At 37.5% G+C, this 20,551-nt stretch carries 21 protein-coding genes; 19 read left to right on the top strand and 2 right to left on the bottom strand.

Translation table 11 applies throughout. The features are described from left to right. Positions 1 to 70: 70 nt before the first annotated feature. Positions 71 to 550: a hypothetical protein gene (locus P9E47_RS19285; RefSeq protein WP_003330319.1), complete on the bottom strand. Its 480-nt coding sequence runs from the start codon at positions 548 to 550 to the stop codon at positions 71 to 73. Between the two features lie 221 nt (positions 551 to 771). On the opposite strand from P9E47_RS19285, the gene P9E47_RS19280 reads away from it, so the two are divergent. The 12 genes from P9E47_RS19280 to P9E47_RS19225 all read left to right on the top strand — a co-directional run bounded on the left by P9E47_RS19280 (position 772) and on the right by P9E47_RS19225 (position 13,856). Continuing rightward, entirely contained in the window at positions 772 to 1,449 is a 678-nt protein-coding gene (locus P9E47_RS19280; RefSeq protein WP_003330320.1) for a YmaF family protein, read from the top strand. Positions 1,450 to 1,566: 117 nt separating this feature from the next. After that, positions 1,567 to 4,857 carry a BREX-1 system adenine-specific DNA-methyltransferase PglX gene (pglX, locus tag P9E47_RS19275; RefSeq protein ID WP_326164396.1) on the top strand — a complete coding sequence of 1,097 codons (3,291 nt, stop codon included), beginning with the start codon at positions 1,567 to 1,569 and terminating at the stop codon, positions 4,855 to 4,857. A gap of 98 nt (positions 4,858 to 4,955) precedes the next feature. Continuing rightward, on the top strand, positions 4,956 to 5,135 hold the full coding sequence (locus P9E47_RS19270) for a DUF4083 family protein (RefSeq protein ID WP_326164394.1): 180 nt from the start codon (positions 4,956 to 4,958) through the stop codon (positions 5,133 to 5,135). 1 nt (position 5,136) lies between these two features. Further along, entirely contained in the window at positions 5,137 to 5,847 is a 711-nt protein-coding gene (locus P9E47_RS19265; protein WP_326164393.1) for a DUF1287 domain-containing protein, read from the top strand. Between the two features lie 113 nt (positions 5,848 to 5,960). Next, entirely contained in the window at positions 5,961 to 6,242 is a 282-nt protein-coding gene (locus P9E47_RS19260) for a hypothetical protein (protein WP_326164391.1), read from the top strand. A gap of 212 nt (positions 6,243 to 6,454) precedes the next feature. Then, positions 6,455 to 7,543 carry a Fe(3+) ABC transporter substrate-binding protein gene (locus P9E47_RS19255; protein ID WP_326164390.1) on the top strand — a complete coding sequence of 363 codons (1,089 nt, stop codon included), beginning with the start codon at positions 6,455 to 6,457 and terminating at the stop codon, positions 7,541 to 7,543. 1 nt (position 7,544) lies between these two features. Next, on the top strand, positions 7,545 to 9,194 hold the full coding sequence (locus P9E47_RS19250) for an ABC transporter permease (RefSeq protein WP_039957027.1): 1,650 nt from the start codon (positions 7,545 to 7,547) through the stop codon (positions 9,192 to 9,194). Next, positions 9,191 to 9,880, top strand: a complete 690-nt coding sequence (locus tag P9E47_RS19245; protein WP_326164389.1) for an ABC transporter ATP-binding protein — start codon at positions 9,191 to 9,193, stop codon at positions 9,878 to 9,880. Before P9E47_RS19250 ends, P9E47_RS19245 begins: the two co-directional genes overlap by 4 nt. A 308-nt stretch (positions 9,881 to 10,188) precedes the next feature. Continuing rightward, complete coding sequence (locus P9E47_RS19240; protein ID WP_003330327.1) at positions 10,189 to 11,418, top strand: MFS transporter; 1,230 nt, start codon at positions 10,189 to 10,191, stop codon at positions 11,416 to 11,418. 66 nt (positions 11,419 to 11,484) lie between these two features. Then, positions 11,485 to 11,976 (top strand): GNAT family N-acetyltransferase, encoded by a 492-nt coding sequence (locus tag P9E47_RS19235; RefSeq protein ID WP_003330328.1) that lies wholly within the window; start codon positions 11,485 to 11,487, stop codon positions 11,974 to 11,976. Positions 11,977 to 12,047: 71 nt separating this feature from the next. Then, positions 12,048 to 13,160 (top strand): mechanosensitive ion channel family protein, encoded by a 1,113-nt coding sequence (locus P9E47_RS19230; protein WP_003330329.1) that lies wholly within the window; start codon positions 12,048 to 12,050, stop codon positions 13,158 to 13,160. A gap of 129 nt (positions 13,161 to 13,289) precedes the next feature. Further along, the gene (locus P9E47_RS19225; protein ID WP_003330330.1) at positions 13,290 to 13,856 is read left to right on the top strand and encodes a tyrosine-type recombinase/integrase; all 567 of its coding nucleotides are present in this window, start codon (positions 13,290 to 13,292) and stop codon (positions 13,854 to 13,856) included. Between the two features lie 42 nt (positions 13,857 to 13,898). Here the strand turns inward: P9E47_RS19225 and P9E47_RS19220 are convergent, their stop codons facing one another. Beyond that, on the bottom strand, positions 13,899 to 14,588 hold the full coding sequence (locus P9E47_RS19220; protein ID WP_003330331.1) for a universal stress protein: 690 nt from the start codon (positions 14,586 to 14,588) through the stop codon (positions 13,899 to 13,901). Positions 14,589 to 14,731: 143 nt separating this feature from the next. Here P9E47_RS19220 and P9E47_RS19215 point away from each other — a divergent pair, with 143 nt between their 5' ends. The 7 genes from P9E47_RS19215 to mnhG are packed head-to-tail and all read left to right on the top strand — an operon-like array spanning position 14,732 to position 20,532. Then, a complete protein-coding gene (locus P9E47_RS19215; RefSeq protein ID WP_326164388.1) occupies positions 14,732 to 17,161 on the top strand; it encodes a Na+/H+ antiporter subunit A in 2,430 nt (809 codons plus the stop codon). Beyond that, complete coding sequence (locus P9E47_RS19210; RefSeq protein WP_003330333.1) at positions 17,145 to 17,570, top strand: Na(+)/H(+) antiporter subunit B; 426 nt, start codon at positions 17,145 to 17,147, stop codon at positions 17,568 to 17,570. Before P9E47_RS19215 ends, P9E47_RS19210 begins: the two co-directional genes overlap by 17 nt. Then, on the top strand, positions 17,570 to 17,908 hold the full coding sequence (locus P9E47_RS19205) for a Na(+)/H(+) antiporter subunit C (protein WP_003330334.1): 339 nt from the start codon (positions 17,570 to 17,572) through the stop codon (positions 17,906 to 17,908). The genes P9E47_RS19210 and P9E47_RS19205 overlap by 1 nt, the downstream gene beginning before the upstream one ends. After that, positions 17,901 to 19,391, top strand: a complete 1,491-nt coding sequence (locus P9E47_RS19200) for a Na+/H+ antiporter subunit D (RefSeq protein ID WP_326164387.1) — start codon at positions 17,901 to 17,903, stop codon at positions 19,389 to 19,391. Before P9E47_RS19205 ends, P9E47_RS19200 begins: the two co-directional genes overlap by 8 nt. A 49-nt stretch (positions 19,392 to 19,440) precedes the next feature. Next, positions 19,441 to 19,920: a Na+/H+ antiporter subunit E gene (locus P9E47_RS19195; protein WP_039957028.1), complete on the top strand. Its 480-nt coding sequence runs from the start codon at positions 19,441 to 19,443 to the stop codon at positions 19,918 to 19,920. Beyond that, entirely contained in the window at positions 19,917 to 20,201 is a 285-nt protein-coding gene (locus P9E47_RS19190; protein ID WP_003330337.1) for a Na(+)/H(+) antiporter subunit F1, read from the top strand. Before P9E47_RS19195 ends, P9E47_RS19190 begins: the two co-directional genes overlap by 4 nt. Further along, positions 20,179 to 20,532: a monovalent cation/H(+) antiporter subunit G gene (gene mnhG / locus P9E47_RS19185; RefSeq protein ID WP_003330339.1), complete on the top strand. Its 354-nt coding sequence runs from the start codon at positions 20,179 to 20,181 to the stop codon at positions 20,530 to 20,532. Before P9E47_RS19190 ends, mnhG begins: the two co-directional genes overlap by 23 nt. Positions 20,533 to 20,551 lie beyond the last annotated feature (19 nt).

Raw genomic sequence — 20,551 nt, 5'->3', positions numbered from 1 at the left:
ATAAGGATTTTATGTGATAGTGAAAGAAAGGGTAGACTCCAATCGTTCTTGAGTCTACCCCTTGCCTTTACTATTCTTTATTTTTTCTAGTTTGATTAATCCGACGTTGGAATACTACATAGATTGGGAACGGAATAATGATCCAACCTAAGCTTTTTATTAAACCATTAACAGCGCGCTGTTTAGCGTTTTCTATTTGCTGTTCAATCATTGCGTCGTATTGCCTCTGAAGCTCCTCTTCTGTATATTCCACTTTTTCAGCTTGTTCTTTTTCATATTTATAATTATTGATTTTCATATCTTTATACTCTTCAAATGATTGATAGTATGGATTTGGAGATACGTAATCAGCAGCAGACATAAAGGCAAAGACGCCGCCGCCGATAACCATAATTAACGTAATGAAAGCAACTGCATATTGATAAATTTGTTTAATCATCTCTTCCCTCTCCTCCTGATCTGCATTGAACACCCGTTTTGTTCCTAATGTTAAGAATAGGATTAAAGCAATGGTGCCGACTAACGCTAATAAAATAAAAGAAATCGCCATGATTTCACCTCACTATTCTAATCCCCTAAAACCAAAATTTTCATCCTCCATATATAGACGATGAAAGGGTGTAAAAGGTTTCCTTAATAGTGCAACAAAATTCATATCCGGAGGTATGTGTAATTAACCAATAAATAGGCCATTATCCGGGTTGCTGTACAAGGTCACTGGCTCATACGTTATAAGTGTCTACGTCAACTAAAAAAAGAGGAGTTGTCAAAATGCATTATTATAACTCGACGCCAAACCCTTATTTTGGCATGCAGCCAAACGCTTATCAAAATAATAATGGTCAACCATATTACGGCTATGGTCAAATTGCTAATCCAACTGAAGTTAGAAATCAATATCCCGGGATAGATTTGTATGGCAGTGGGAACCAGACATCATATGTAAACCCATATAGTGCAGGGTGGGGTTCTTATAATTATCTTGGTGAAATTGAAAATTCTGTCCGTGAAAATGAAGAGCTTTTAGATGAACTCGAAATGATTGATTATGAAGAAGGCGACAATAACTGGTTTGAAGAATCCGAAATGGTCGAACAAAATATTTATAGACAACATCAACAACATCAGCAACAACATAAAGGACCGAAGCACGGAAAAGGCGGCGGTCATACACATGCTCACTATGGTGCAACAACTTGTCAGGATGGTCATACACACTTACACCCCGGTGTAACAAGCACACCAATCGAGACACAACAAGGTCATGTCCACAAAATTTCCGGCCATACGTCGTTTGATGACGGTCATATTCACTCCTATGAGGAGTATACAGGTCCAGCAATTCAATTGCCGAATGGCTATCATACCCATTACGCAGAAATTAGAACTACTGAAAATGACGGCCATGTTCACATAATCAGAGGTTTTACATCACCTTCTAAAAGTTAGTGGATAATAACGTGAGCAAGGAATCGTAATAGATTTCCTTGCTCTTTTTTCTGAAACAGATAAAATAAAAATAAATTCAAATATGTTTCGAAGAACAGGAACTAGGGTGGTGATAGCATGAATCGTAATTCTATCAAAAGGTTCGCAAATGATGCACGACGGGAACTCCTGCAAAAAATTGAGAACAAGGCAAAACAAATCGAAATTACAGATGCAGCTATCATTGAGGAAACAGCTTATAAATGGTTTATCCGAATCATAGCACTTCGCTTTATGGAAATGAACGGATTATTGCCGGAAAAGGTGTTTGACAACATAAATAATTCGTCTAAACACACTTTGAAAAAAACAATCTTTCGGAATTGTGACGAATTACATCCATATTTTCCTTCTCTATTTTCAAAAGATGAAACATACCTTAAATCCTTGTTTCCTGAAGAACTTCTAAACGAACAATCCTTTATTACCAAACTAACAGACCCTTTGATCATACCGGATGAGCTTATGTCTCGGGTCGAAATTATCGGTTGGCTCTATCAATATTTTTTTGCAGAAGAAAAGGAGCATGTGATCAAAGCGAAAAAGAAATACACAACGGCTGAAATTCCGTACGCCACCCAAGTATTTACACCTGATTGGATCGTCCGGTATATAGTACAAAATACTTTAGGCCGTTACTGGATTGAATCACATCCTGAACACCGTGACTTGATTGCAAATTGGGAGTTTTATATAGAAAACCAAGACGATGAGGTTCGCTTCGAACAAAATCTTGAACCATACATAGATCAAAAAATAAGAATTGAAGAAATCAAGTGCTTTGACCCGGCAATGGGGAGTGGGCATATTCTTGTCTATATGTTTGATGTTTTATACGAAATTTACTGTAGGTGCGGCTATAACAAGCAGGAGATTCCGAGGCTTATTATTGAATATAATCTTTATGGTGTTGATATTGATGACCGTGTCTACGATGTAGCTGTTTTTTTGCTTACAATGAAAGCAATGCAATATGATAAAAATTTCTTAACAACTGCTGTCCAAGATGGCCTCAAAATGAACCTTGTTTCAATGCAAGAAACGAATCATGTAACGCATGAAGATATCGCTTGTTTTGTCAGTCAAAACAATGAAAGGGCTTTCGCGAGAATTGAGCATTTTATTAATCAATTCATTAACGCAAAAACATTCGGGTCTTTGTTGCAGATAGATTCAGTCGATTTTGATTTTTTAAAACAAAATTATGAAGGGTTGCGCCAATCTAAAACAAAATTAGCCAAGCTTATGCCAGCCTTACTGAAACAAGCGCAAATATTTCAAAACAAATATGATGTGTTAGTCACAAACCCACCCTATATTGGAAATCGGTATTTAAATAGCGATTTATCAAACTATATTGAAACCTTTTATCCGCTCGGGAAAAAGGATCTATTTGCTGCTTTTATGCTTGCTAGTTTTAAGAAGGTAAAGAAGTACGGACTGCTAGGATTTATGACACCATATGTTTGGATGTTTATTTCTTCCTTTGATGGGCTCCGGTACCATATTATGTATGAAAAGGATATTAGTACCCTGATCCAGCTCGAATACTCAGGCTTCGATGGGGCCACTGTACCTGTTTGTACTTTTACATTAAGAAATTATAAAGCAGGTATACCAGGGCAATATATCAATCTGGCTGAATTTAAAGGGGTAAACAACCAGCCACTCAAAACGCTGAAGGCTGTTAAAAATCCAAAGGTGGATTATCGTTACAGTGTTAATGCTGATATTTTCAAAAAAATACAAGGCCATCCGCTTTCCTTTTGGGCGGGAAAGCAAGCAATCCATGTCATTGAAAATGCGGAAAAATTAGAAACGATTGCAAAAGCAAGGGTCGGGCTGCAAACGAGTGACAATCAGCGTTTTTTGCGGTTATGGCATGAAGTGGATTTTCAGAAAATTGGTTTTGGCATGAAAGATCGGTCCGAAGCTAGGGAAAGCAAGTTGAAATGGTTTCCTTATAACAAGGGTGGCGAATATCGGAAATGGTATGGCAATCAGTTTTACGTTGTAAACTGGGAGGACGATGGCAGGGAAATTAGAGAGTTTAATACTTATCTAAACGCTTCGAGAGATTCTAAAATTGGGATTGCCAACACCGAATTTTACTTTAAAGAAAGTATTACATGGTCATTTGTAAGCTCCAGTTACTTTGGGGTCAGGTATTCAGAAAAGGGGTTTTTATTCGATACAGGGGGCTCTTCGGCTTTTGTGGACGGTGAATTAATCTATTATGTAACGGCCTTTTTGTGCAGCAAGCTTGCTTATGAATTTTTAAGAATCCAAAACCCAACATTGAATTTTCAGCCGGGGAATATCGCTAATTTGCCATTTGTGATTCCAGAGGATCAAGCTGTTGTTGGGGAAATCATTCGTCTTGCAAAGGAAAATATCACGATTTCAAAAAATGAATGGGACAGCTATGAGACCTCATGGGATTTTAGAGTTCATCCATTGTTGAAATTTAAAGGTGAGGAGAAAACAATTGAGCGGGCCTTTGAAAACTGGAAGAGACATAGTCAAAAAATGTTTTCGACTTTGAAATTAAATGAAGAGAAGATTAATAAATTATTTATCGATATTTATGATTTAGGGAATGAGTACACAGCTGAAGTGAAGGATGAAAATGTAACAGTTAGACAAGCCAACGTGGAAAGGGAAATGAAATCCTTTATTTCATATGCTGTTGGCTGTATGTTCGGCCGTTACTCATTGGATGAGGTTGGTCTTGTTTATGTGGGCGGAGGCGGAAAATTCGATGAAACACGTTATAAAACTTATATGGTAGCTGATGACAATATTGTACCGATTTTATCCAAAGGGAATTTTGGAAATGGTATTTTTACAAGATTCGTGGAGTTTATCAAAATTACCTTTGGCGAGGAGACGTTGACTGAAAATCTCGAATTTATAGCGAGTGCAATCGGTGTGAAAAAAGGAGAAAACCCTAAGGATTCGCTTCGCCGTTATTTTTTACAAGACTTCTTTAAAGACCATCTTAAAGTATATAAAAAACGGCCGATTTACTGGTTATTTACCTCTGGGAAGCATCGAGTTTTTAATTGCCTAGTTTATGTCCACCGGTATGATGCGGATACTTTGGCGCGAATCCGTGATGACTACTTACGTGAACAGTTAGGATTACTCGAAGAGGAAAAGTCGTGGTTGCTCAAGATAATGGGCAGTCGTAGTGATGGTAAGGAGACTAACAAGGAATTAAAGACCCTAGAAACGAAAATAGATGAACTAAAAGAATATTATCAGCGTCTGCACGAGCTGACGGAACAACAAATTGAAATTGACTTGGATGATGGAATTGCTGTGAATTACAGTAAATTTAAAGGATTGGTGGCACAAATCAAATAAGGAATGCTGAATAAAAGGAAGGAAAATGGTAAAATGGTGGAAAAGTAAAAGAAAGAGTGATCATGTTGCAATTCCTTTTATTGGAGGCAGGACCGGGTATGAATGTGGGAGACATAATCTTTCAGTTGATGTCATTTTTAATATTGTTGGGTATTCCGTTGGCAATTATTTTTATATTTAGAGCGGCACGGAGAAAAAGAAATAACCGTTTAGATAGAATCGAGGAAAAGCTGGATCAATTGTTGGCGGAAAAAGAGCCAAAAAATAAAGGTGAATAGAATGAGAATAAGGTTTAAGTTTAACAAATTCATTCGTGTAGGCATTCTTATTGGTGCTTGTCTGTTCCTTTTTGCTTTGCTCTTTCGAGGTGGCATTATCCTTGAACATCTAGGTTTTGAAATAAATATGCCGTTTATTAAAGCTGTCGATGTTCCAGAAGATTATTCTACCGTTGATAGAAATCAAAACGGAATCGCGGATCCAATTGATATTGTGGATGAAGCTAGAAAAGGTGTGGATGAGCGAACTACCTACAAAAGTGCGTATTATGACGGCGGTTATCCACCCGATGCCGAAGGTGTATGTACGGATGTGATTTGGCGGGGATTAAATGGTGCCGGGATTACATTTAAAAAGCTTATTGATGAAGACATTGCGGCCAACACGGACCTATATCCACGTGTAGCTGGGAAGCCGGATCCCAACATTGATTTCAGACGAGTGCCCAATCAATATGTATTTTTTGAGCGATATGCTGAAGCATTAACGACGGAGTTAATTCCCCGGAATATTGATAATTTAAAAGAGTGGCAGGCGGGCGATATTGTTATCTTTATGGAAGGCAGCTTTCATCATGTAGGCATTGTCTCTGACAAGCGTGCGAAAGATGGGACACCATATTTTATTCATAACATATTTCCTTTTGCTGCTGAAGTAAAACTATCATCATTTAAGACACCAATAACAGGCCATTATAGGTGGAAATACTGATTTCACAAATATGACATGATAAGTTACGAAATACATGCTCTCTCCTTATTGAAAGATAGTATAATATAATTAGAAAGTGAAATGCTTCACAAACTAATAAGGAGAGAATTAAAATGAAAGCCCAAATTATTAATTTCCCTAAATATCCAAAGCACTACCACGAGTTCTACTATTTTAGGGAATATTTCCATGTGTTCTGTTCCGCTATAGTGGCCTGGACGATGACTGTTTTTGTGATCACCTACGAACATATCAGTTTCGCACTGGGAATTGGCTTGGGTATTTGGTTGTTTGGTATAGGGTTACTAGTAAATTATATGGTTCGATTAGGTTTGAAACGAAAAGAACAGGAAAAACAACAACGATTACATAAATTGAAAAAAGTTGATCTTTAGTTCGATGATTGTCGATTATCATATATCTTATAACTTAATGGAAAAGGACGCACATAGTATTCAAGTATGTGTGTCCTTTTTTATTTATAAAAAAGTAGTAAAAATATTACTTTATTGTATTGACGTAACCATTGAATCTAAGTACAATGAAGAGGAGCTTAATGATAACGGTTATCATTATCATTTAAAAAATCAGAAGGTGGTAAAGAATCATGCAAATAAGAAAATTTATGAAACCTCTCCTTGCAAGTGCGCTCCTTACGATCGGACTTGTAGGTTGTGGCACAAATAATGCAGAACAACCCAAAACTGAAGCTGGTTTGGATACAGCACCAAAAACAACAGAGTCCGGGGAAGTAAACGTATATACTGCAAGACATTATGAAGTTGATGATGAGATTTTTAAGAAATTCACTGATGAAACAGGAATTAAAGTGAATGTAGTAAAAGGGAAAGAAGCCGAGCTTATTGAGCGCATCAAAAGAGAAGGAGAGAGCTCACAAGCAGACCTATTCATTACAGTTGATGGTGGAGTCCTTGCCAATGCAAAACAAAATGGTATTCTTCAACCGGTTAACTCAGATGTAATTAATGAAAATGTACCAGAGCATTTCCGTGATACTGATAATAATTGGATCGGTATGGCAACAAGAGCACGTATTATTGCCTATGCAAAGGACCGTGTGAAACCAGAAGACTTGTCTACATATGAAGATCTAGCAACGGATAAATGGGCTGGAAAAGTATTAGTTCGTTCTTCAACAAGCATGTATAATCAATCACTGCTTGCATCTTTTATTGAATTAAACGGAGAAGAGAAAGCTGAAGAGTGGGCAAGTGGTATTGTGAAAAACTTTGCTCGTCAGCCGGATGGCGGTGACCGTGACCAAGCAAAAGCAATTGCAGCAGGTACTGGTGATGTAGCGATCATGAACACATATTATGTTGGGCTATTAGCGAATTCGGAAGATCCTGAAGAAGTAAAAGTGGCGGATAACATTGGTGTGTTCTTCCCGAACCAAGAAACAAATGGTACTCACGTTAATATCAGCGGAATTGGTTTAACAAAGTACAGCAAAAACAAAGACAATGCTATTAAGCTAATCGAATATATCACGAGTGTTGAAGCACAAGAATTTTTATCAGCAAATAACTATGAATTCCCGGTTAATCCAAATGCCAAAAAACCAGAGTTGCTAGAGTCTTGGGGAGAATTCAAAATGCAGGAACTTAACTTCGATACTTTAGGAGAGCATAATAAGAAGGCAATAGAAATCTTTAATAAAGTTGGTTGGAAATAAGATGAAAACTGAGGCTGTAAAGCGATTTGTTCAAAAGGAACTGAATGGTTGGTGGATTATTAGTATGGTGGGTGCGGCAGTTATTCTGCTGCCCATCCTTTTTGTGTTTTTTACTTTATTCCAAGAGCCGAATGAAAATTGGTTCCACATGAAGGAATATTTACTCAAAAATTATATCCTTAATACTTTCACCCTCGTCATCTTTACCGGAATCGTATCAGCATTTTTAGGTGTAACATTGGCATGGATTGTTGCTGCCTATGATTTTCCATTAAAAAACTTTTTTAAATGGGGCTTAATGCTGCCGCTGGCTATACCTCCTTATATTGCAGCCTATACCTACAAGGCTATGCTCGGCTATACTGGGGTCGTGCAAACAACATTGCGAAATAAGTTTGATTATCAAATTGATGCGGAACTGTTATCGATATCATCACTAAGAGGTGCGGTTTTCATTTTCGCGTTTTTTCTATTTCCGTATGTTTACATCATTACAAAATCTTTTTTGGAAAATCAAAGTTCATCTTATATTGAAAATGCTCGGGTGCTCGGTAGAAAGCCAGTAACCATCTTTTTTAAGGTAGTACTGCCCCTTTCGCGACCGGCTATTGTCGGTGGGATTGTACTAGTAATCTATGAAGTCTTGAGTGACTATGGACTAACAAGCTATTTTGGCATTCATACAATCACAACCGCTATTTTTCAAACGTGGTTTGCGATGTACGATGTGCAAACAGCGATGAGACTGGCTGCTTGGTTAATGGTGATCATCGTAGGTTTGTTCTTTTTAGAAAGACTTCTAAGACAACGTCGCCGTTATAATGTAAATAATAAATCACGGCCGTTAACGCCGATGAAACTTAAAGGCTTTTCTGCCTTTGGAGCTTTCATGTATTGTTTTGGAGTATTTCTAATTGGATTTTTCATTCCATTTATTCAATTAATTTCATGGGCGAAACTAACCTTTGCTAAAGTATGGGATGACTCGTTTATTACACTGCTTTATCAAACAGTATATGTGGCTATTATTTCAACGTTCTTAATACTTATTTTTGCAGTTATTGTTGCGAATGTTTCGAGAAAACATACGCCGTTTTCATTTATTCTCTCAAAAATTGTAACATCAGGCTACTCAATCCCGGGCGCCATCGTTGCCATTGGTGTTCTAGCGGTCTTTATTACATTGGATAAATGGTTAGCGCCGCTATATTCACAAATGGGGTTAGGGAATGCACCTTTAATATTAAGCATGTCGCTCGGAATGTTAATTGTTGGTTATGCAATTCGCTTTATGGCCACTGGATTTAATGCGATTGAGGTTGGTTTTGAAAAAGTAGGGACTAAATATACGGAAGCATCAAGGATACTAGGAAACGGAATTACAAAGACTTTCTTTAAAGTGGACCTTCCTTTAATAAAGGGTGCTCTTGCTAGTGGTTTTATTCTAACGTTTGTTGAAATTACAAAAGAGTTACCATTGGTATTGTTATTAAGACCTTTTAATTTTGATACATTAGCTACCAAAACATACCAATATGCGAATGATGAACAAATTTATGAAGCCTCGATTACGTCGTTAATGATTATTGGGATTAGTGTATTGTCTGTAATTGTCTTTCAAATAATAGATAGGAAGAAGGTGAAACAATGACTATTTTAGAAATTAAAAATCTAACATTTTCGTTTTCACAAGCAGCTGAACCAGTCATTAAAAACTTTTCATTTTCGATGGGAAAAGGTGAAATTGTCGGTATTTTAGGGCAAAGCGGCAGCGGCAAAAGTACGTTGCTTCGCTTAATATCAGGTTTGGAGATGGCCCAAATAGGAATGATAAAAATTGCTGGGACGCTAGTGCTTGATGAAGGGTTATTTCTTCAACCTGAAGATCGAGGCGTAGGGATGGTATTTCAGGATTACGCTTTGTTTCCACATATGAATGTTAGAGACAATATTCTTTTCGGTCTAAACCGGCTTCCAAGAAAGGACAGAAAAGAGCGAGTGAAGGAAATGCTGGAGCTGGTGAAAATGGAGCAATTTGAGTCACGATACCCACATGAATTAAGTGGAGGTCAACAGCAACGGATCGCACTCGCACGTGCACTGGCCCCGAAACCTAATTTGCTGCTAATGGATGAGCCGTTCAGTAATTTAGATGCGGATTTAAAGGAATCCATTCGTGAGGATCTACGGACAATTCTAAAAAAGGCAAATATGACGTGCATTATTGTTACACATGACAAAAATGATGTAGATGCGATATGTGACCGCAGTATTGTTTTCGGCCAACCCCAAAATAGTAAAGGGAATAAGAATGGAAAGATAACGATTGTTCAGTAAAAGGGTTAAATAAATATTTGATTAATGGAAATACTTTAAAACTCCTTGTGTTTTATTGGAAAATCAATTACTATTTGATTAGCAAAAAAGGAAGGGTGACCTTGGAACAATGATCTTTTAATCCTATTTTAAGAAAAAATTCGTAAAGAGCAACTTTAAAGATACGAGCGATTTTCTGGATAGGATTAGTATGTACATTGTTGATACAAACCATTGGTCATTGTGTCCCTTTTGTTGTAGGGATAAATGAATTTTTGATGTTGTATTGTACTGCCTCCTGTCCAGAATTATAACAGGAGGTTTTTTATTTGGACGGAGTTCAGGCTAAATCGTCGGGTTTATTTCAAAACCGTGTATTTCAAGCAATAATCATTTCAGGTTTATTTTTACAAATCGGTATATGGGTTCGAAACTTTGCTGTATTGCTTTTTGTAATGGAAAAAACGAATGGGGATTCGTTTGCAGTTTCGATGATCTCTGTTGCTGAATTTGCCCCGATATTTATTTTTTCCTTTATCGGCGGAACATTTGCCGATCGCTGGAGTCCGAAAAGGACGATGGTATGGTGTGATGTTTTAAGTGCGTTATCGATATTTGCGGTACTAATCACTCTAGTATTTGGGACTTGGCAGATCGTGTTTTTTGCAACATTAATTTCTGCAATCCTATCACAATTTTCGCAGCCCTCAGGCTTGAAGTTGTTTAAAATGCATTTGCCAATGGAACAAATGCAGCAGGGGATGTCGTTTTATCAAACGATCTTTGCCGTATTTATGGTATTGGGACCAATTGTCGGAACATTTGTATTTGAATCGTTTGGTATTAATGTATCAATTGCGATCACTGGAATTGCCTTTCTTCTTTCTGCTGTTGCCCTAGGTTTCCTTCCAAAAGATCGTAAACTGGAAGAAAATAATGGTGACACGACTTTATGGGAGGAAATGAAAAGTGGTATAAAGTATGTGTTGCAAAAGAGAGATTTAAGTTTACTTGGACTATGCTTTATGGGTGCCGGGCTTGGACTCGGTTTTATTCAACCGCTTGGGATTTTTCTAATCACAGAAAGACTTGGATTGCCGAAGGAAAATCTGCAATGGCTTTTAATGTCTAACGGCATTGGTATGATCCTTGGGGGCGCGGTCATTATGATGTTCGCGAAAAACGTTGCACCTCAAAGGTTGTTAACCTTTGGAATGCTATCAAATGCCATTGGCATCGCAATTGTAGGTCTTTCAACAAATTTGTGGCTAACGTTGGCTGTTGAGTTTTTTATCGGCTTCATGATGCCATGTATTCATATTGGTATCAATACATGGATCATCCAAAGTACGGAAGCGGCATTTATCGGAAGAGTAAATGGAATCCTAAGTCCACTCTTTACAGGGTCAATGGTTATAACAATGAGTATGGCAGGGATATTAAAAGAACAATTTTCATTGGTTATTATGTTTGAAGCGGCCGCTATCTTGTTTATTGTTGGCATGAGCTTTATCTTGCCTTTATTTAATAATTCAATAAATGTCAAAATAGTTGAATAATTTATGGTAAAATGGCTTTAATAAAGGCCATTTTTTTTTATCAAATTTGGAGGAGCGGGATGCTGGATGACGGAGTGGAGGCAAAATGATTTTTTAATTTCAACAGATAAAAATTTATTGGATATCAATGTAATTTATAATTTCCTTGGGCATGAGTCTTATTGGGCGAAGGATCGTCCTCGGGAAATCGTTGAGAAATCAATTGAAAATTCTTTGCTTTGCTTCGGAATTTATAAAGAGAATATGGATGGGACGATTGAACAGGTAGGTTTTGCGCGAGTTATTACGGACAAGGCAACGTTTGCCTATCTTTGTGATGTCTTTGTCGTTCCCGAGTTTCGTGGCATCGGCTTATCAAAGTGGTTGATGGGTATCATCACTACTCATCCGGAACTTCAAACGGTGCGCAGGATGCTGCTTGTTACATACGATGCCCATAAGCTTTATGCCCAATATGGATTTAAAGATATTGATATGCCACAACAATTCATGCAGCTAATCCAAAATGCCCCTAAAAAGATTCCTTATATCATTGATGATCAGGATCAAATTTGTTGAATGATAGTAGGGAAGGTATGATAGACTAATAAAGTCGAATTAAAGATACAAAATAAAAGGGGCGCTTATTTTTGTGGGAATCAATCATGACATACGAATTCTTATATGAAGTATCAATCTCAGTAGGGATATTTCTACTATTTCTGATCTTAAGAAAGGTTTTCACCAAATATATTTTTCATCTCATTTTAAAACTGGCACATAAGACTCCGACAGATCTCTTTTCGCATATTTGGCTTTCTTTTGAGAAACCGATTGGGTGGCTGTTCGTGATTATCGGTTTTAATGTTGCAGCCAGCTTTTTTCCTTATATTGACCCAAGAAATCCAATATTTGTGCATATTATGAAATCCCTTATTATTCTGATGATTACATGGGGTTTGTATAATGTGGCCTCTGCCAGCTCCATCGCGATCATGAAGATCAATAAAAAACTCAATGTTGATATTGATGAAATCTTAATTCCTTTTTTATCGAAAACGATACGGTTTATTATAGTTGCAATTAGTCTTAGCATCATTCTCCAAGAATTCAACTATAATATCAATAGTTTAGTGGCAGGGTTAGGGATCGGCGGGGTTGCTGTTGCACTCGCGGCCAAGGATGCACTCGGAAACTTGTTTGGTGGTCTTATTATTATCACAGAAAAGCCATTTTCAATCGGCGATTGGATTATGACACCAACTGTTGAAGGAACTGTTGAGGATATTACGTTTCGAAGCACGAAGATCAGAACGTTCGCGCAGGCTTTAGTTACCGTGCCTAATGCAACGTTAGCCAATGAGGCCATCACGAACTGGAGTAAGATGGGGAAGCGGAGAATTACCTTCCAATTAGGTGTCACTTTTGAGACGCCGAAGGAAAAGCTAGAAAATACAATAAATAAAATAGAAGAAATGCTGAAAAAACATTCTGACGTTCATCCTGATACGATTTTTGTTACTTTTGATAATTACAATGTTAACAGTTTAGATATTTTTCTCTATTTCTTTACAAAAACAACAGTCTGGGCAGAGTATTTACAAGTGAAGCAGGATATCAATTTTAAAATTATGGCAATCCTTGAATCTGAGGGTGTACAAGTGGCATTACCAACGAGAACGTTAATTACAACAAAGGAATCTGAAAGTATGATGAAGGCTGCAACAAAAGAAAAGGATAGAGTAAGAGAAAGAGACTTGTAATAATGGGAAAGTCAGTTGCTAATGCTATTTAGCAGCTGATTTTTTTTATATTAGTTAAAGCTTTTTTATTGTTATGTTACAAAATAAATGATAACATTATTTTATGTAACATTAGTAGGAGGAAATCGTGTGGAGTTCGTTGAGCCAATTAAGGATATTGAGAAAATAAATGCGATTAAAGATCTATTAAAGAAACAATCTCAGCGAGATCTCTTATTATTTGTTTTAGGCATTAATACAGGCATTAGAGTGCACGATTTACTTTCGTTAAGGGTTGAACATGTTCGTGAAGGTGACAAAATTAAGGAATTTCTCTATTTAAAAGATGAAACTCGAGATGAGATGAGGGCATACTATTTAAATTCCAAAGTACAACAAGAACTTATAAGCTACTTTGTTATTTATGAGTTAAAGGATAGTGACTTTCTATTTAAGTCGAAAAAGAATGAACAGCCTATTACGAGGCAACAGGCCTATAGAATTATCAATAAAGCAGCAAAAGATGTTGGAATATTAGGGAAAATTGGCATGCACACACTTAGAAAAACATTTGGTTATCATGCTTATCGAAAGGGAATTGCGATTTCCATCTTGAGGGATATTTATAATCATCATTCATCATCTGAGACATTACATTATATTGGAATAGATAAAGAGGATATCCGACGACATATTAAAGTCGATGTAAATTTATAAGAATACAAATCTAAAACCCCCTCCGTATGAGGCGGGAGGGGGTTATAGAAAGTCGTCGAGAGAGTCTGAGTCTGTTTTCATTTCAACATTTGACAAATCCGTTATAATATCATCATTTACTTGTACTTGTAAGGTTTCTTTATCTTTCATAAACTTAAAAATCCCATTATTAAAATCTGTGCCAATTTCCTTAAAGAAGATCCCTTCAAATTTGACATCCTCTGTATGCTTAAAGACGAGACGGTAATTTTTCTCTTCCTTAATTAAATAGGCACGTACACCTTTATCAAATTGTCTATCCGGATTCTTTAAATAACGGGCTACGGAAATGATATGAAGGTCGACAAAGGGAATCTCTTTAAGCAGTGAGTTGATGATAGACCCTTTTGCGATCTGTTCCCAACGGCTTTGGGCTGTCTGACCAATAATAAGTTGCGTAATATTCTTTTCTCTGGCAACCTCAGCAATCACTTTATACACGGGTCTTTTTTCATTATCCTTCAGAATAAATGCTTGAGCATTGTGCTCCTTAGCAAGTTGTTGCCATTTTGTAATATAGTTAGATTTTTCCGCATCCAATTCATCGAACGGTGAAGGATCAACTGTTAGGATGTACAAAGGACAATTGAGCATTCGGGCTATTTTACAGCCCCGTTGAATGAGACGCTCACCATTAGGACCATAATAAACACAGACGAGAATACTTTCGTCCATCCGGTCTTTTTTCTTCATATTTATTCACCTCGGTAAGAAATGGACAAATGATTGTAACTAAGACTTCCGCTTTTGAGATTGGTTTATGTATGACTATACCCTATGCATCATCAGCAGTCAACGGATATAGGAATCTATAAAAAAGTAAAGGGGGGAATTTAATGCAGTTATTGCATTTGATGATTTTGCTACCATTTTTATTTGTAGTGTTTATTCCGTTTTTATATAAAAGATTTAATTCACAACTCCATACGGGTTGGTTTGTTCTTTTTATTCCACTTATACTCTTGCTCTATTTAGTCACCTTTATTCCCAAGGTTTCCAATGGTAATACCATTTTTGCGTCAATGCCTTGGATACCTTCCTATCATATTGATTTCACGATCCATATGGATGGATTAAGTTTATTATTTGGACTATTAGTTGCCGGTATCGGTACTCTTGTTGTCCTTTATTCCATTTATTATTTGTCTAAGCACCGTGAAACTTTGCATAATTTCTACGTGTATTTGCTTTTATTCATGGGTGCGATGATGGGACTAGTATTCTCAGATAATATATTTGTTCTATATGTATTTTGGGAAATGACTAGCATTTCTTCATTCTTATTGATTGCTTATTGGTATGAACGAGATAAATCACGGTATGGGGCTCAGAAATCCATGTTAATTACAATTTTTGGTGGATTAGCCATGCTTGCCGGGCTCATCATGCTTTCCATGATAGCTGACACTTGCAGTATTCGTGAAATGGTAAGCAGCATCCATGTCACATCTTTTTATTCTCATGATTTGTTTATCCCTGCTATGATTTTGATTCTACTAGGAGCATTCACGAAGTCAGCACAGTTTCCGTTCAGTATTTGGTTGCCGGATGCAATGGAAGCACCTACCCCGATTAGTGCCTATCTTCATTCTGCAACAATGGTGAAGGCGGGAATTTATTTAGTTGCCCGGTTGACACCTGTTTTTGGTGGATCTGATGAGTGGTTCTGGCTTGTAACTGGAGTGGGACTTGTTACATTATTGTACGGTTCGATTAATGCAGTACGGCAAACCGACTTGAAAGCATTGCTCGCCTATTCAACAATTAGCCAGCTAGGATTGATTATGAGTCTCCTTGGCTTAGGTTCAGCGGCCTTGTACTATGGCTTAGGTGATGAAGCTACCGTTTATGCCATTGCTGTTTTTGCAGCGATTTTTCACCTAGTCAATCACTCAACATTTAAAGGCTGCTTATTTATGGTTGTTGGGATTATTGACCATGAAACTGGAACACGTGATATTCGTAGGCTTGGTGGATTAATGCATTTTATGCCGATATCATTTACTTTGACCATCGTTGGAGGCTTTGCGATGGCTGGATTGCCACCATTTAATGGTTTCCTTAGTAAGGAAATGTTTTTTGCAGCAGTAATCAATGTTGTAAAGATGGACTTTGTTCACAATAATTTCATCGGAACACTGATTCCAGTACTTGCATGGATTGCAAGCGCCTTTACATTTGTCTATTGTATGATTCTTATTTTTAAGACCTTTAAAGGAAAAAATAAGGTTTCTAAAGTTGAAAAACCAATTCATGAAGCACCAATGGGTATGTTAATACCTCCACTTATTTTAGGTTTGTTGGTTATTCTAATTTTCATGTTCCCTAATGTTCTTTCCGCTTATCTTTTGCAACCGGCATGGTCAGGAGTTTTGCCGGAACTTGCGGAAAAAGGAAAGCTTCAAATTGAAATCAGTGCCTGGCATGGTTTAAATACGGAACTATGGATGACAATCGGTGTCATTGTTGTAGGTACAATCCTGTATCTAACACTTAGGAAATGGTACCGCGTGTATCTTATCTATCCGGAGGCTGCTACGCTTAATCGTTTATATGACAATGCTTTGAAAATAATGGAGTTATTCTCAAGAAGGATTACCGATCGTTATATGACTGGATATATTCGTGATTATCTTGTTTATATTTTCGTCTTCATCGTTGTGATGGTGGGTGGAAGCTTATGGTTGTTTGATGGATTTGTCTACACTCCATCAATGGATGCACCAGTAAATATTTATGAGGTAAGTTTGGTTATTGCAATGGTGATCTCAGCCTTAACAGTTCTTCTCTCTAAATCAAGAATGACAGCTGTTATTTCAGTCGGAGCATTAGGGTTCTTCGTGTCATTTTTCTTTGTTTTGTTCCGTGCTCCAGATTTGGCTCTTACTCAACTAGTTGTTGAGACTGTAACAACGGTTTTGTTTTTACTGTGCTTTTATCATTTGCCGCAATTCAAGAAGGAAATGAGTCATCTTCGCTTTAAGGTTAGTAATGCATTCATTTCGATTGTGGTTGGTATAGTTGTCACAATTGTGTCCTTGTCAGCTAATGGAACTCGTCTGTTTCCTTCCATTTCAAGTTATTATGAGGATGCGTATGTACTTGCAGGTGCAAAAAATGTTGTCAATGCCATTCTTGTTGATTTTCGTGGAATTGATACAATGCTCGAAATCCTCGTCTTAACCATCGCAGGATTAGGAGTCTATATCTTAATTAAACTGAGATTATCAGGGAGGGGGAGGGATAAGAATGAGGAAGCCAAATGATGTGATTATCCGAGGTGTAACGAAGGTCGTGGTTGTAATTATTTTTACCTTTGCTATCAATCTATTCATCTCAGGACATCATTATCCCGGCGGGGGATTTATCGGTGGGCTCGCATTTTCATCGGGGATTATCTTACTATTTCTTACCTTTGATATAGAGTCCGTTCATAAAAATATACCAGTAGATTTTAAAGTTCTCGCAGCTATAGGAGTATTAATTGCTGTTTTGACGGGTGTAGGTGGGATGCTCTTAGATGCACCATTTTTATCGCAGTCGTTCGGTTATTTTGAGCTTCCCATTTTCGGAAAAACTGAGCTTGCTACAGCGGTGTTATTTGATGTTGGAGTCGCCCTAGCGGTGATCGGCACTTCTCTTATGATCATTATGAGTATAGGAGATGATCGATAATGGAGACGTTAATGTCTATTTTTGTTGGTGTGTTAGTAGCCATTGGAACGTATTTAATATTAACGAAGAATCTTTTAAGGATTATTCTAGGTACATCCATTATCGGTCATGCTGTCAATATTCTTATCATCACAATGGGGGGATTGAAAAAAGGAGGCCCACCTCTGTTGTGGACTAAGGATTTAACTTATGCAGATTCATTGCCGCAGGCTCTAATATTAACGGCAATTGTAATTAATTTTGCGACAACAGCTCTGTTTCTAGTGCTTAGCTACCGTTCCTACCAGGTGTTAGGCGTGGATGATACTGAAAAACTGAGAGGGATCGACGATGAGTAATTTGGTAATCTTACCTGTTATTATTCCAGTAATAACTGGGCTATTGCTTGTGATACTTAGAAAATATATTCGTTTGCAGCGGTTTCTAAGTATTTTTTCGATTGTTGGACTTATAGTTGTATCTCTTTATTTGGTGAATGAAATCAAAACAAAGGGTATTCAAACCCTTCAGCTCGGTGGCTGGGAGGCTCCGTTCGGTGTAAGCATGGTGCTCGATATGTTTTCTGCTCTTCTACTACTTATCACGAGTATTGTTGCGTTCTGTTGTGTGCTATATGCCTTTCATTCTATTGGGAGAGAGAGAGAATTCTTCTATTTTTATCCCCTCTTTTTATTCTTAATTGCTGGTGTAAACGGGTCCTTTATCACAGGTGATATCTTTAATCTATTTGTGTGCTTTGAGGTCATGCTCGTTTCCTCCTATGTATTAATTTCTATTGGGGGGATGAAGAGACAGCTTAAAGCCTCCATTAAATATATCTTAGTGAATATCCTGTCATCGTTCCTTTTTCTCATCGCAATCGCTTATCTTTATGCGATATACGGAACGTTGAACTTTGCTCATCTATCCGTTCGTGTTGCGGAGACTGGACAGGAGGGTTTGGTCACTACCGTAGCGATTTTGTTCTTAATTGTTTTTAGCTTAAAGGCTGGATTATTTCTATTTTTTTGGCTTCCTAGTTCGTATAGCGCACCACCAACTGCTATCTCGGCCATTTTCGCATCCCTTCTAACAAAAGTGGGGATCTATGCTATTGTAAGAATTTTTACCCTCGTCTTTTATCATCAGCCTGAGACAACCCATTTATTAATCGGTATTCTAGCGGCAGTCACAATGTTGTTAGGTGCAATAGGGGCTGTTGCTTATGGGGATGTAAGGAGAATTTTAGCTTATAACGTTATCGTTGGTGTTGGCTTTCTTTTAGCAGGGGTTGCTTCTTTTACGACCCAGGGACTGACAGGAACACTTTATTATTTTATCCACGATATGATTGGTAAAGCGCTCATCTTTCTGTTGGGAGGGACAATCATTCACTTAACAGGAATAAGCAAGCTAAAGGAAATGAGCGGTCTCATTCGCTTGCACCCAACATTAGGATGGATGTTTTTTATAGCGGCTTTGGCTCTTTCAGGAATTCCCCCGTTAAGCGGATTTCTCGGAAAGATATTTATTACAGAAGGGACTTTTCACGCTAGCTATTATTGGCTAGGGGGAATTGGTCTTCTTACGAGTCTATTTGTGCTGTATTCTTTAATGAAAATATTTATGAATGTATTTTGGGGATACACGGAAATCACTATTGAAGAGGAAAAAGGAACAACGAAAGGGCTTTTATTGCCGATGGGTATTCTCACTGCGTTAACGATTCTGCTTGGTTTAGGAGCGGAAGGCATTCATGAATATGTGGACTTAGCTGTTGATGTGCTTATGAATCCAAGCCTATACGTTGAGGCTGTACTAGGAGTAGATCCAAAAACATAGTTCAACTTTATTCGGCAGATTCTTTATTGGTGGAAAGGGGTGGTTGCATATGTCCATGCAGGTTTTAATCAATTTATTTATCGGTGTGTTATGGATGTTTCTACAGGATAACTGGGGCTTGCTAACTTTTTTTAGTGGCTATTTATTCGGACTATTAGTCTTATTTATTCTACGTAGATATTTTCCCACGAAGTTTTATCCGATCACTTTATTTGCCATTATGCAACTGGTTGTTTTATTTTTTTATGAATTGTTTATATCCAGTATTACTGTTGTTCGGCAGGTAATAAGACCGAGGATTAATGTGACCCCGGGCATATTTACATTAAAAACAGAATTGGAGGGAGATTTAGAAGTTATTCTACTTGCTCTTCTCTTAACATTGACACCAGGTTCTGTCGTTGTAGAGGTCTCTCCTGATAATAAGAAATTCTATATTCATGCAATGGATATTCCTGAGTCGAGTGATGCCGTTATTCGCTCGACAACTAGATTTGAAGCAGCGATAAAGAAGGTGACACGTCCATGATCAAAGGAATGCTTATATGCTCGTTATTTTTTCTCACATTTTCTATTTTCGCGATTATTTATCGGCTAGTGAAGGGACCGTCAGCCCCTGATCGCATCCAAGCCCTTGATGCTTTAGGAATCAATATCATCTCTGGAGTCGCCATTTTTTCTGTTCTTCTAGGGAATACAGGATTCTTCGAATTTATCCTCTTGATTGGAATCTTGTCTTTTATTGGAACGATTGCTTTTGCTAGGTATATTGAAAGGGGTGTTGTCATTGAACGGAAGCATTCCGAGTGAATTTCTGCCCGTATTGTTAATTTTAATTGGAACGGTTTTTAGTTTTTTAAGTGCTGTTGGGTTAATTCGGCTTCCTGATGTTTATACTCGTGCTCATGCAGCCTCAAAAAGTGCAACCCTTGGCGTACTTTTTGCACTTGTCGGGACATTTCTCTATTTTCTTTGGGAGGAAGGTTATTTCAGTATTCGCTTGTTTTTAGGGATCTTTTTTGTCTTTCTTACGGCACCTGTAGCAGCACATGTCATTCTGCGTTCTGCCTATCGTGCCAATGTAGAACTTGCGGAACAATCTGTTCAGGACGATTTAAAGGAAGTGTTAAAAAAAGAGTAATTATCTTTGCAGATAGTTA

Source organism: Schinkia azotoformans (assembly GCF_035811335.1).
GTDB lineage: Bacteria > Bacillota > Bacilli > Bacillales > Bacillaceae_J > Schinkia > Schinkia azotoformans.
This window is presented reverse-complemented; position numbering and strand designations above follow the sequence as displayed.